The organism is Streptomyces sp. NPDC021020, assembly GCF_044333285.1.
GTDB lineage: Bacteria > Actinomycetota > Actinomycetes > Streptomycetales > Streptomycetaceae > Actinacidiphila.
Map to the genome: position 1 here is coordinate 161,027 of NZ_JBIRQQ010000005.1, position 12,764 is coordinate 173,790.

Sequence of the window (12,764 nt, forward strand, 5' to 3'; positions counted from 1 at the left end):
CCTTCCGGAAGGTCAGACGCGGGAGAGCGCGTCCAACTGGTCGTGTGCGGGACATCGGCCGCGCTCGGCGTAGCGCTCGGCGAAGTCGGTCACCGCCGTGCGCAGGGCCAGGGGCGCGGCGGAGCGCGCGAGGGCGCTCTCCGCGGCCGAGAAGCAGGCGCGGACGGCCTTGCCGATCTCCGGATCGGCGGGTCCGATACGGGCGGCGCGCCGCCAGATCTCGTCGGAGGGCAGCGGCTGTGCGGGGTCCTGGCACAGCGCCTCGGTGGCCGCGAAGGCGGCGTCGGCGGCGACGGGGTCGTCCAGCAGGGTCGCCGCGAGCGCGGTGGCGACGGTCCAGTCGTCGCCGTCCTGGGCGTCGGTCATCCGCAGCTCCAGCCAGCCGCGCGGTCTGACCGGGGGGAAGAGGGTGCTGAGGTGGTAGTCGAGGTCGGCGAGCGTCGGCCGGCGGAGCCACGGTGCTCCGCCGCGCAGCCAGCCGCGGAAGGTCAGGCCCGGGGGCGCGGTCCAGTCGGCGCCCTTCCCCGGGGCGGGGGCCGTACCGTCACCGGACGTGTCGCGTACGCACAGCAGGCGCGCGTCCAGCGCGTAGCGGGACCAGGCGGCCCGGGGGTCGGAGTGGTGGGCGGGCTGCCGGGTGCGGCCCGGGTCCATCGCGGCCCAGTTCGCCTGCCGGGTGGAGACCCAGCCGGTGGGGCGCCCGTCGCGGAGCGGGGAATTGGCGAAGGCGGCGACCATGACCGGGCCGATGCGGTGCGCCAGCTCCCAGCGCCGCCGGTAGCCGGTGATGCCGTGCGTGTCCTCGCCGCCGTCCAGGTTGACCTGGAGCGACGCCGTACGGCGCATCATGGCCCGGCCGTGCGGGCCGTCGCGGTCGAAGAAGCGCTCCATCGCCGCGTAGCGCGGCTCGTCCAGGATCCTGGGCGGGTCGCGGTAGGGGTCGAGGCCGCGGCCGACGAGGACCAGTCCCGTACGGTCCATCGCCCTGCGGAGGGCCGCGACATCGGCGGCCATCGCCTCGACACAGGCGCTGAGCGAGTCGGCGGGCCGGGAGCTCAGCTCCACCTGCCCACCCGGTTCGCGGGTGATCCTGCTGCCCTGCGGCATACCGCCGGGCACTTCCACCGGGGCGAGCGCGGCCCGCAACCGGTCGGGGGATATCAGCATGTGCGGATCGGAGCCGTCATGGACCAGCCACTCCAGCTCCACCCCGGTCCGCGCGGGCGGCCCGGTCTTGAAGCAGACGCCCTGGACGTGCGCTTCCGCTTCCTCTTCGAGCAGATCCAGCACCTCGGCTGCCATCGATCCACCTCCTCATCGGTGACTCGTGGGTGATTCCGGCGGGAATCGGATCCCGGCGGGGGCCGCCGGGATTTTTCCCGTTGGGGTCTACCCAGATGCGAGGACATGTCACATGGTGCTGCCGTGATTTTAGGTCGTTGTGTGACGAGCCGGTCTTACGGGACAGTGAACGTTCGCCACGGGGCGAGTAGGGGCGAGCAGGGGTGAATGCGGTGATCGCCGTAGTCGCGATGATATGTCGCGCCCCTCCCGGTGGCCCGCGATTTATACCGCCGTCCGGGCGTACGGCGGTCTCCTCCCGCGGGCGTACGGCGATGCGGGCGCCGTCCGTACGCGGGGGCGGGCGCGGGGTGTACGGCGGGGCGGGGGCGCGGGCGTAGGGCGGGCGGGCTCCGCCCGTACGGGGGTTCGGGCAGGCGGGCGTACGGGCGTACGGTGCGCGACCCGGCCCGTATCCGCGCGGTGCCCTGATAAGGCCATGCCCCGGCGGTGATCCACAGCCGACCGGCTAGGCTGCCCGTGTAAGGAAGACCAGCCGAGCACCACGTCAGCGCCAGCGGAGCCGCCCGCGAAGCGCCCCTCAGGACCGGGCCGCAAGCCAGATCAGCGACAGGAGCACCCCTCGTGAACGTCGTCGGGCCACCCTTCGGGCTGAGCGTGTGGGACGCCGCTCTCGATGCCGACCTCAGGGCCGGCCTCGCGGCGGTCGAGGAGGGACTGCTCGACGCCACCAAGAGCGACGTCCCTTTCATCACGGACGCCGCCCGGCATCTGCTCCAGGCGGGCGGTAAGCGCTTCCGGCCACTCCTGGTGATGCTCGGCGCCCAGTTCGGCGACCCGCACTCGCCCGGCGTCGTGCCCGCCGCGGTCGTCGTCGAGCTGACGCACCTGGCCACGCTCTACCACGACGACGTCATGGACGAGGCCGACGCGCGCCGCGGGGTGCGCAGCGCCAACGCCCGCTGGGGCAACTCGGTGGCCGTCCTGACCGGCGACTTCCTCTTCTCCCGCGCCTCGCACATCCTCGCCGACCTCGGACCCGAGGCGGTCCGGGTGCAGGCCGAGGCCTTCGAGCGGCTCGTGACCGGCCAGATCCTGGAGACCGTCGGCCCGCGCGACGGCCGCGACCCGCTGGACCACTACATGGAGGTGCTGGCCGGAAAGACCAGCTCCCTCATGGCGGTGTCCGGGCGCTTCGGCGCGATGATGTCCGGCGCCGACGAGTCGGTGGTGCACACCCTGACCCAGTTCGGCGAGCGCATCGGCATCGCCTTCCAGCTCGCCGACGACGTCCTCGACATCGCCAGCGACCACCACGAGTCCGGCAAGACCCCGGGCACGGACCTGCGCGAGGGCGTCCCGACGCTGCCCGTGCTGCACGTCCGCAAGATGTACGCCCAGGCGCTCGCCACCGGCCAGCACGTCTCGGCCGAGGACCGGCGGCTCAACGAACTGCTCGACGGCGACCTGTCCGCCGACGCCCCGCACGCCGAGGCGCTGGCCCTGCTGCGCGCCCACCCCGCCCTCGACCAGGCCCGCGCCGACTCCCGGCGGTACGCCACCGAGGCGCTCGCCGCGCTGTCGCCGCTGGCGGAGGGCCCGGCGAAGGAGGCGCTGGCGGGGCTGTGCGACGCGGCGGTCGACCGCGCGGGCTGAGCTTTCGCCGGGGCCGGGCCTCCGCGGGGGCTGAGGCTCCGCGCGGGCCGGGCCTCGGTCGGGCTGAGGGCGCGTCAGGGTCGCGGTAATCCTGGGCGCGTACGCCGGACGGGTTCCGTCATCCCGCTGATGTACGCGGAGTTGGCCCCCGGGGCTGATGTGGCGGGACGGCCGAATTGGTGAGATGGATACACACCACTTCGGGGCGGACCGGGCGACAATGGCCGGGGGAGTGGACGAGTGCGACCTGCAAAACCGCCGCTGACAACGGAGGTAGAGACGTCATGGCACTGATCCAGCCGGCGAGGCCCGAGCAGCCGGAAGAGTACGAGCACGGGGGAGGGCGGCGCGGCCGCAAGGCGCTGCGCTATGCCGTACCGGCGGCGCTCGTGGGGGTGACGGCGGCGACGGTGAGCCTGGTCCCCGCGCTCGCGGACAGCGGTGACCCGTCACTGCCCAAGCTCTCGGCGGAGCAGATCCTCACCAAGATCGCCGCGTCCGACACCCGGACGGTGGACGGGACGGTGAAGTTCACCACCGACCTGGGCCTGCCCTCGGCGCTGTCCGCCACGACGGGGAGCAGCCTGTTCGGCGGGGCCATGGCGCCACCGTCGCTGGGCTCGCCGGACGCCTCGCGCGCCGAGCCGCAGCGCCAGTTCGTGCAGCTGCTGGTCGGCAGCCACACCCTGCACGTCTCGGCCGACGGCCCGGACCGGCAGAAGGTCTCGATCATCCAGCCCGCCGCCGAGTACAGCGTGATCCACAACGGCACACAGGTGTGGGCGTACGACAGCTCGTCCAACGAGGCCTACCACGCGACGCTGCCCGCGCACGACGCGTCCGCGGCGCCCGCGGCGAAGGACCGGCAGCTTCCCGAGGATTTCCCGGCCACCCCGCAGGATGCCGCGCGGCAGATCATCGAGGCGGCCGACGGCAATGCCTCGATCACGACGGACGGCACGGCCCGGGTCGCAGGGCACAGCGCGTACGTGCTGGTCGTCCGCCCGCAGCACACGTCCGACACGACGATCGGCGCCGCACGTATCGCGGTCGACGCGACGACGGGCGTACCGCTGAGGTTCACGCTGGACGCGGCGTCGGGCGGCAAGCCGATAGTCGAGGTCGGCTACACCCGGGTGAGCTTCGCCAAGCCCGCGGCCTCCACCTTCGACTTCACGCCGGGCAAGGGCGTCAAGGTCACGGAGGGCGGCGCCGACACCGGCAAGAAGCAGACCCCGGAGCTTGCCCCGGCCTCCGGTGCGCCGACGTTCGTGGGCTCGGGCTGGGACACGGTGGCGGTCTTCCGGACGAAGGACGCCCTGGCGCCGGGAGCCGCGCGCAACGACTCGGCCAAGGCGTGGAAGGACGCGCAGGGCAAGGACGGCAAGCGCGGTGGCCATGACCGCGGCCCGGCGGACGTCGGCTCGATACTGAGCGGCTTCGGCAAGCACGTGACGGGCGACTTCGGCTCCGGCACCCTCTTCCACACCCGGCTGGTCAACGTCCTGCTGACCCAGGACGGCACGGTCTACGCAGGAGCGGTCACCCAGTCCGCGCTGGAGGCGGCGGCGAACGCTGCCGCGGGCTGAGCCCGTACCTTGCCGGTGGCTGGTCCGGGCGGGTAGGTGGAGTGGGGGCCTGCGCGAGCAGCACCCCCTACCGTTGGGTGGTCCGGGCCGGTGGGCGGGGTGAGGCCCAGGAGGTGCCCGGCCAGGGGCGCGGGGAACTGCGCGAGCAACCCCCACCCGCGGCTGGTCCGGCCACGACTGCAACCGCCCCTCCGGGCCGGTGCCGGAGCGGAGCGACGGGTTGGCCGACCGACAACGAAACCGAAGCGAAGCGAGGAGTGCGATGGAAGACCCGCCCACCGCGAAGGTGCCGCCGCAGGGTGAAACCGCGGTCGGCGGGCCGCTCGGCGGGTCGGCCGGCGACGACGAGACGGCGGCGGGTCCGCCGCCCGCGGGATCTCCGCAGCCCCCCGCGGCGCACGCCGCGGACGTCGTGATCGAGACCCGCGGGCTGGCCAAGCAGTACCGGGGCACCCTCGCCGTGGACGGCCTGGATCTCCGGGTGCCGCGCGGCAGCGTCTTCGGCTTCCTCGGGCCCAACGGCTCGGGCAAGACGACAACGATCCGGATGCTCATGGGCCTGATCGAGCCGACCGCGGGCAGCGCGCGGGTGCTGGGGCGGCCGATGCCGCAGTCCACCCGTAGCGTGCTGCCGAAGGTCGGCGCCCTCATCGAGGGCCCCGCGCTCTACGGCTTCCTGTCCGGCCAGGACAATCTGCTGCGGCTCGACGCGGCGGACCCGACCGCGGATCCGCGCACCCGCAAGGCCCGGGTCGCCTCCGCGCTGGACCGGGTGGGCCTGACCGCGGCGGCGGCCAAGAAGGCCAAGGCCTACTCGCTGGGCATGAAGCAGCGGCTCGGCCTCGCGTCCGCCCTGCTCCAGCCGCGCGAACTGCTGGTGCTGGACGAGCCGACCAACGGCCTCGACCCGCAGGGCATGCGGGAGATCCGCGGCCTGGTCAGGGAGCTGGCCGACGACGGCACGACCGTCTTCCTGTCCTCGCACCTGCTGGACGAGATCGAGCAGGTCTGCACGCACGCCGCGGTCATGGCCCGCGGTCGGCTCATCACCCAGGGCCCGGTGGCCGAACTGTCCGCCGGGACCCGCGGCCGCCTCGCGGTCACCACGCCGGACCGGGAGGAGACGATACGGGTCCTGACCGAGCACGGCGTGACCGACATCGCGGCCGATCCGCACACCGCCGAGGTGACCGGCGAGTTGCCCGCGGATCCGCCCGACCTGGCCGAGCTGAATGCCGCGCTGGTGGCGGCGGGCGTCCGGGTCCGCGGCTTCGGCCTGCGCCGCGCCTCGCTGGAGGACGCGTTCGTGGCACTGACGGGGGAGGGTTTCAATGTCGCAGGCTGAGACATCGACGGAGCAGGGCGAGGCGGCGGGCGCCGCGACGGAAGCGGCCCCGCCGTCCGAGAAGAGCCCGGTCCCCGCGGCCCCGGCCGCCCTGACCCCCGAGGCCCCGGCCGCCCTGACCCCCGAGGCCCCGGCCGCCCCGGCCCCCGAGGCGCAAAGCCCCGCGCCCCCCGCCCCGCGGGAAGCCGCGGACCCGGGCGCGGGCTTCGCCGCCACCGCCCCCGCCCCTGCTACGCGGGCGCCGCGCGCGGCCTGGTCGCTGGGCCTCTTCCGCTCCGAGCTGGTGACCGTCTTCCGCCGGGCGCGGACGATGGCGCTGCTCGGCGTGCTGGCCGGGGTCCCCCTGCTGGTGGGCATCGCGATCCGGATCGAGACCCGGGACGGCAGCTCGGTCGGCGGCAGCGACGGCGGCGGCCCCGCCTTCCTGGAGCAGGTCAGCAACAACGGCCTCTTCCTCGCCTTCGCCTCCCTCGCCGCAACGCTCCCCTTCTTCCTCCCGATGGCCATCGGCGTGGTGGGCGGCGACGCCATCGCGGGCGAGGCCGCGACCGGCACCCTGCGCTATCTGCTGGTCGCCCCGGCCGGCCGCACCCGTCTGCTGCTGGCCAAATATGCCTCGGTGCTGGTCTTCTGCGCGGCCGCGACGGTCACGGTCGTCCTGTCCGCCGTGATCGTCGGCTTCAGCCTCTTCCCGGTCGGCGGCGTGACGCTGCTGTCCGGCAACACGGTCTCCCTGACCAACGGCATCCTGCGCGGCCTGCTCATCGCCCTGCTGGTGGCGGCCTCCCTGATCGGCCTGGCCGCCCTGGGCCTGTTCATCTCCACCCTCACCGACAGCGGCATCGGCGCGATGGCGGCGACGGTCGGCCTGCTCATCACCGTCCAGATCGTCAACAGCATCCCCCAGCTGCACGCCCTCCAGCCCTACCTCTTCCCCCACTACTGGCTGAGCTTCGCCGACGTGATGCGCGCCCCCGTCATATGGGACGGCATCCTGAAGAACCTCGCCCTCCAGGCCGTCTACGCGGCGGTCTTCGGCTCGGCCGCCTGGGCCCGCTTCACGACCCGCGACATCACGGCGTAGGCCGGACCCGGGCGGCACACCCGAAGTCGTCCAAGGGGCAACAAACTCCCCCCTTCTGCGGATCGAGCTGTTTACATGCCCCTGATCTGCTGTTAGCTTCACGCAGTGGGAGCGCTCCCATGAGTGCTCCACGTCACAGTTCTCCCCCCACTCCGCCCCTGAGGACCCGGCTGCGGTGGACCACGGCCTCGGGGACGTCGCCGGAAAGGTCACCACTGTGCAAAAGAAGAGGCAGCTCTCTTTACTCGCCGTCCTGGCGACGCTGCTCTCGGCCCTCGGCATCGTCTTCCTGACGCAGGGCCAGGCCCAGGCGCACGGCGTCGCGATGATGCCAGGCTCCAGAACGTACCTGTGCTACCAGGACGCGAAGACCCCCTCGGGCGCGCTCCAGCCGACCAACCCGGCCTGTGCCGCCGCGGTCGCGCAGAGCGGCACCACGCCGCTCTACAACTGGTTCGCCGTCCTGGACTCGAACGCGGGCGGCAAGACCGTGGGCTACGTGCCCGACGGCACGATCTGCAGCGCGGGCAACAAGTCGCCGTACGACTTCTCCGCCTACAGCGCCGCCCGTGACGACTGGCCCAAGACGCACCTGACGTCGGGTTCGACGATCCAGCTCCAGTACAGCAACTGGGCGCAGCACCCGGGCACCTTCCACGTCTACCTCACCAAGCAGGGCTGGTCCCCGACCACCCCGCTGGCGTGGGCGGACATGACCGAGATCAGCACCAGCACCAACCCGCCCGCTGTCGGCTCGCCCGGCACGGACGGCGGCCACTACTACTGGGACCAGGCGCTGCCCGCGGGCCGCTCCGGCAGCGCGATGCTGTTCATCCAGTGGGTGCGCTCCGACAGCAACGAGAACTTCTTCTCCTGCTCCGACATCGTCTTCGACGGTGGCAACGGTGAGGTGACGGGCATCCACAACGGCAGTGGCACGACCGGTGGCAGCACCACCGGTGGCACCACGACCCCGCCCACCACCCCGCCGACGACGCCCCCCACCACCCCGCCCACGACCCCGCCGACCACTCCGCCCACCACGCCTCCGACCACCATGCCGCCGGTCGACGGCGACTGCATGGCGCTCTACTCGGTGACGAACTCCTGGAGCGGCGGATTCCAGGGCTCGGTCGAGGTCATGAACCACGGCACATCCCCGTCCGGCCACTGGACGGTGAACTGGACACTCGGTGACGGCACCACACTCAGCCAGGTGTGGAACGGCACCCTGACCACCAGCGGCAACAAGGTGACCGTGAAGGACGCCGGCTACAACGGCACGATCCCGGCGGACGGCACCACGACATTCGGCTTCACCGCGAATTCGTCGCAGAACATCAACACCCCGAACGGCTCCATCACCTGCTCCTTCTCCTGACCGGCGCGCCCGAGGCGGCCCCCGGGACCCACGTCCCGGGGGCCGCCCCCTACCGCACCTCTGGCGGCGGCAGATCTTCACAACCGGAAGCCGCCGCGGAGTGAACGTCGCGCCGGATTCCTGCATCTGCCATACGTGCGCCCTTCACGAAACACGTCTCCCCGCCCGCCCGTATGGCTGATTCCCGTCCTGTGGACGCTGGCCCTCGGCCTGTGGGGGCTCTCCCGGCAGCACAGCATGTGGCGGGACGAGGCCGCGACCTGGCAGGCGGCCCAGCGCCCGCCCGCCGACCTGTGCCGCATGCTGCGCTCCATCGACGTCGTGCACGGCCTCTACTACCTGCTGATGCACGAGCTGTTCGCGTGCTTCGGGGCGAGTACGACGACGCTGCGGCTGCCCTCGGTGCTGGCCATGGCGGTGGCGGCCGGCTGCGTGGCCGTCCTCGGCCGGCGGCTGGCGGGCCCGCGGGCCGGCCTGGCGGCCGGGACGGTGTTCGGGCTGCTCCCCGCCGTGCAGTTCTACCTCCAGGAGGGCCGCCCGTACGCGCTGGTCACCGCCGGGGTGGCGGTCGCGACCCTGCTGCTGGTGACGCTCCTCCAGGGCCACGGCGGCACGGGCCGCTGGGCGGCGTACGGCGGGACGGTCGCCCTCTGCGGCCTGCTGAACTGGCTCTCCCTGCTGATGCTGCTCGCCCACGCGGCGACCCTGCTGTGGACGCGCGCCGGGCGCGGCCCCGCGAAGCGCTGGGCGGCGGCGTCCGCGGCCGCCACCGCCGCGGTGCTCCCGCTGATCCTCTACAGCCGCACCCAGCAGCACCAGGTGGCCTGGATAGCGCCGCTGACCTGGTCGAAGCTGATCGCCCCGGCGGTGCTCCTGGTGATCGGCGCCCTCGCGGCCGCCGCGCTGCGCCCGGCCGCCGGGCGGCTGTCGGCGGCGACCGTCGGCCTGCCGCTGCTGGCGGCCCCCCAACTCGCCCTCCTGGCGATCTCCCTGTCCCACCCCCTCTATCTCGACCGCTACGTCGTCTTCAGCCTGCTGGGCCTGGCCCTGCTGATCGGCGCGGCCCTGGACGCGGCAGCCCGCGCGACCGCGCGCGGCTGGCTCGTCCCGGCGGCCGTCACCGCCCTGACGCTGGCCCTCCTCCCGCAGTGCGTGGCCGAGCGCTCCCCGTCCAGCCGCGTGGACGACGTCCTGGCGGTCGCGGCCCACGTCCAGCGCCTCAAATCCCCCGACGCGGCGGTGCTCTTCCTCCCGTCCTGGCGCCGCGACACCGCCTACGTCTCCCCGGACGCCTTCGCGGGCCTGCACGACATAGCCCTGTCCGAGGACCCGCTGCAATCCGCGACCCTGGAGGGCGTCGAGGCGCCCCCCGCCCGCATCCGCACCGCGATGCTGGCCCAGCACCGCATCCTCCTGGTGACGGACGCGGATTTCACCGCCGAGGCGAACGCGACGGCCCGCGACCGTACGAAGATGTCCGTCCTCCACTCGCACTTCACGAAGGTGGCCGACATCAGCGCCCGCGGCCGCCGTGTGCTGGTCTTCGAGCGCCGTACGCCAAAGGCCCCCGGAATCCGCCCAGCGGCTTCCAGGGGCCTTCCCCTTGCTCACACAACCGACCTCAGCGGTCGAACTCCCCGTCCCGCGCCCCGGCGAGAAACGCTCCCCACGCCTCGGCGCTGAACCGCAGACTCGGCCCCGCCTGGTCCTTGCTGTCCCGCACGGCCCGGCCCCCGCCCGCCGTGGCGGCGACCTCTACGCAGTTGTTTTCGGCTCCGGAGTAGGAGGATTTGCGGAAACGGCCTTCAACGTCGTCCACTGCGTGCCTTTCTTGCCTTCCCGCAGCGCACTCTGGATCAGCCGCACGCTGTCGTCGGGTGATAGTGCAGCCGATCGTAGCTTGTCGAAAACGTTGGTGTAGGCGGCAAGATCGGCGGGCGCTTCCAGGACGGAGGTGCCGCGGACGTTGTCCATGGTCACCGCCTCGACGATCGGCTCGTCGTCGAAGCTGAAGCTGGAGAAAGCGGAAGCCGCCCCAGCCAGCGCGCCTGCTGCAAAGGGCATGACCTGCACGGTGACGTTCTGCCGTTCCGTCACCGTGAGGATGTGCTGCAACTGTTCGATGTGTGCTTTCGGGTCCACCAAGGGGTGGACGACGACCGGCTCCCAGACGATGGCGGTGTAGTTCGCGGCGCCTGGTGCGATCTTCGCCTGTCGGGTCTGACGCACCCTGATGAGGTGCTCCACTCGCTCGGGAGCAACGAAGGACGGGCTCGCCGTGATGACGGCCTCGGCGTAGGCGGGAGTCTGCAGCAGCCCGGGGACGACTACCGGCTGCCACTCCCGGATGTACGTCGCGTCGTCCTCCAGCGAGATGTGGTCCAGGTAGTCCGGCCGGAGGTACGCGGAGTGCTCCAGCCACCAACCGCGCCGATACGAGGCCCGGGACATGTCCTCCAGCTTCTTGCGGATGTCCAGGTCCGCGACGCCGAAGGCGTCGAGCATCGCGCGGATCTCGATCGGCCGGGCGGTGACGTGCCCGGTCTCTATCCGGCTGACGCGCGTCTGCGATGCGGCGATGACCTCGGCGACCTGGAGCTGTTCGAGTTTGGCGGCGAGGCGGTACTCCCTGAGAGCCGCGCCAAGTCGCCTGCTGCGCACGGTGGGACGTCCTCCAGCGGGCATGACCCCTCCTTTCTCCGGGTTACGCCAAGTGAGTGTACGTCAGATGTCACCGTACGGGACTCGTTAGAACACTTGAGTGATCGCATATATGCGTCGCAGTGAATTCGAGGGGATGGGTTGCGCTAGGCGTGAAGGGCGTCCTACGCTCATGACTGTCAGTCAGCGACCGTGTCGTTGCTGATGATCATTCAGTCATCCCCTCAACTCCCGTGCCGCGTCGGCACCGCCGTCTCAGTCGGCGCGGCGCGGGTGCAGAGGACTCCCGGCCCGGCGCAGCCCCCGCAGCGCACGCGTGCCGGTCGAGCCCTCCGTCAGGGGTCCCCGCGTGGCGACCGCCGGGGACCCCTGACGTCCACTCGTCACCCCCAGTCGAGGAAGGGCACGCACATGCACGAGCAGTCCGAAGGCGACCCGAAGGCCGAAGACGTCCCGCCGAGCGTGACGACGTTCTGGCCCCGGACCCCGCGCACCGTAGGCCGCGCGCGACGCGAACTCGCCGGTGTCCTCGCCGAATGGGGCCTTGCGGAGCTGAACGAGACGGCCGGCCTGGTGCTCTCCGAGCTGCTCACGAACGCCGTCGTCCACACCCGCATCGCGGGCCGCGGCGTCCAGACCTGCTACGCCCGTACCCCCAACGGCGTCCGCATCGAGGTCCACGACGCCGACGCGGCCCACCGCCCGGAACCCCGCGCGGCCACCGACGACGACGAACGCGGCCGCGGCCTCACCCTCGTCGCCGCGCTCACCGGCCCCGAAGGCTGGGGCGTCGCCGACCGCAAGGGCGTCGGCAAGCTGGTGTGGGCGACGCTCGCCTGCGCCGCCCCGCAGGGCTGACCAATCGCGGCGGGGCCGGAGTGATACGGCCCCCCTCACGGAACGAGCAGACTCCATGGACAATCGCGTCGGCTGGGACGAGCTTCCCGACGAGCTTCGCGGCGCGGTGGAAGCCCGCGCCGGGAAGGTGTATTCCGCGCAGCAGGTGGGGGCCGGGCTCAACAGCCCGGCGGCGTTCGTCGTGGCCACGGCCAGGAGTGGCCCGCTGTTCTTCAAGGGCGTGCGCACCGAGGACCCCGAGGGTATGCGCGCGATGCGGACGGAGGAGCGCATCAACAACGCGGTGGCCGGGGTGAGCCCTTCCGTGCGGTACAGCTTCACGGCCGCGGGCTGGTACTGCCTGGCGTTCGCCTACCTCGACGGGCGGCACGTCGACCTGACCCCCGGAACGCAGGACCTCGGCGCGCTGGCTTTCGTGATCAACACAATGCGGCGACTCGCGGTCGACGACGCCTACGTGGCGCGTACCGGCCTGGAAATCCCCCGGCTCGCGGACCGCCTCCGCGGCTTCCTGACGGAGCGGGAGGCCGGTCTGCTCGACGGTCCCCACCTCCTGCACACGGACACCAACCCCCACAACATCCTGATCACCCGCCACGGCGGCAACGCCCACGTCGTCGACTGGGCCATGCCCGCCCTCGGCCCCGCCTGGGTGGACGCGGCGAACACGGCCGTCCGCCTCATGGAGTCCGGCCAGCCCCCCACCGCCGCCCTGACCTGGCTGGACACCACCGACGCCTGGCGCGCGGCCGCCCCCGAAGCCGTCGCGGCGTACGTGCAGGCGACCTGCCGCCAGTGGTCCGCCCGAGTGGGCGAGACGGCCGCGCGCCCGAACAACGCCCGCTTCTCCGCACTACTGCCGCACCCGCGCCCGGCGGCGTGACGCCA

The 12,764-nt window shown here is 72.5% G+C and carries 11 protein-coding genes; 8 read left to right on the plus strand and 3 right to left on the minus strand.

Features of this window, described 5'->3' with window-relative positions:
* Nucleotides 1-12 precede the first annotated feature (12 nt).
* Entirely contained in the window at nucleotides 13-1,302 is a 1,290-nt protein-coding gene (gene egtA, locus ACH4SL_RS15855; RefSeq protein ID WP_398445638.1) for an ergothioneine biosynthesis glutamate--cysteine ligase EgtA, read from the minus strand.
* Between the two features lie 624 nt (nucleotides 1,303-1,926).
* On the opposite strand from egtA, the gene ACH4SL_RS15860 reads away from it, so the two are divergent.
* The 6 genes from ACH4SL_RS15860 to ACH4SL_RS15885 all read left to right on the plus strand — a co-directional run bounded on the left by ACH4SL_RS15860 (nucleotide 1,927) and on the right by ACH4SL_RS15885 (nucleotide 10,040).
* The gene (locus ACH4SL_RS15860; RefSeq protein WP_398445640.1) at nucleotides 1,927-2,958 is read left to right on the plus strand and encodes a polyprenyl synthetase family protein; all 1,032 of its coding nucleotides are present in this window, start codon (nucleotides 1,927-1,929) and stop codon (nucleotides 2,956-2,958) included.
* A gap of 284 nt (nucleotides 2,959-3,242) precedes the next feature.
* Entirely contained in the window at nucleotides 3,243-4,547 is a 1,305-nt protein-coding gene (locus ACH4SL_RS15865; RefSeq protein WP_398445642.1) for an outer membrane lipoprotein carrier protein LolA, read from the plus strand.
* Nucleotides 4,548-4,809: 262 nt separating this feature from the next.
* On the plus strand, nucleotides 4,810-5,892 hold the full coding sequence (locus ACH4SL_RS15870) for an ABC transporter ATP-binding protein (RefSeq protein ID WP_398445644.1): 1,083 nt from the start codon (nucleotides 4,810-4,812) through the stop codon (nucleotides 5,890-5,892).
* Nucleotides 5,879-6,976 (plus strand): ABC transporter permease, encoded by a 1,098-nt coding sequence (locus tag ACH4SL_RS15875; protein ID WP_398445646.1) that lies wholly within the window; start codon nucleotides 5,879-5,881, stop codon nucleotides 6,974-6,976. The genes ACH4SL_RS15870 and ACH4SL_RS15875 overlap by 14 nt, the downstream gene beginning before the upstream one ends.
* A gap of 217 nt (nucleotides 6,977-7,193) precedes the next feature.
* On the plus strand, nucleotides 7,194-8,357 hold the full coding sequence (locus tag ACH4SL_RS15880; protein WP_398445648.1) for a lytic polysaccharide monooxygenase: 1,164 nt from the start codon (nucleotides 7,194-7,196) through the stop codon (nucleotides 8,355-8,357).
* A 135-nt stretch (nucleotides 8,358-8,492) separates the two neighbouring features.
* Nucleotides 8,493-10,040, plus strand: a complete 1,548-nt coding sequence (locus ACH4SL_RS15885) for a glycosyltransferase family 39 protein (RefSeq protein WP_398445650.1) — start codon at nucleotides 8,493-8,495, stop codon at nucleotides 10,038-10,040.
* On the opposite strand, the gene ACH4SL_RS15890 is transcribed toward ACH4SL_RS15885, so the two are convergent.
* Together ACH4SL_RS15890 and ACH4SL_RS15895 are read right to left on the minus strand one after the other, a co-directional pair.
* Entirely contained in the window at nucleotides 9,979-10,176 is a 198-nt protein-coding gene (locus ACH4SL_RS15890; protein WP_398445652.1) for a DUF397 domain-containing protein, read from the minus strand. The two genes, ACH4SL_RS15885 and ACH4SL_RS15890, sit on opposite strands and share 62 nt — an antisense overlap.
* Nucleotides 10,113-11,042: a helix-turn-helix domain-containing protein gene (locus tag ACH4SL_RS15895; protein ID WP_398445654.1), complete on the minus strand. Its 930-nt coding sequence runs from the start codon at nucleotides 11,040-11,042 to the stop codon at nucleotides 10,113-10,115. The genes ACH4SL_RS15890 and ACH4SL_RS15895 overlap by 64 nt, the downstream gene beginning before the upstream one ends.
* A 387-nt stretch (nucleotides 11,043-11,429) precedes the next feature.
* Between ACH4SL_RS15895 and ACH4SL_RS15900 the strand changes: the two genes are divergently transcribed.
* Nucleotides 11,430-11,876 carry an ATP-binding protein gene (locus ACH4SL_RS15900; RefSeq protein WP_398445657.1) on the plus strand — a complete coding sequence of 149 codons (447 nt, stop codon included), beginning with the start codon at nucleotides 11,430-11,432 and terminating at the stop codon, nucleotides 11,874-11,876.
* 55 nt (nucleotides 11,877-11,931) lie between these two features.
* Entirely contained in the window at nucleotides 11,932-12,759 is an 828-nt protein-coding gene (locus tag ACH4SL_RS15905) for a phosphotransferase (protein ID WP_398445659.1), read from the plus strand.
* Nucleotides 12,760-12,764: the final 5 nt, after the last annotated feature.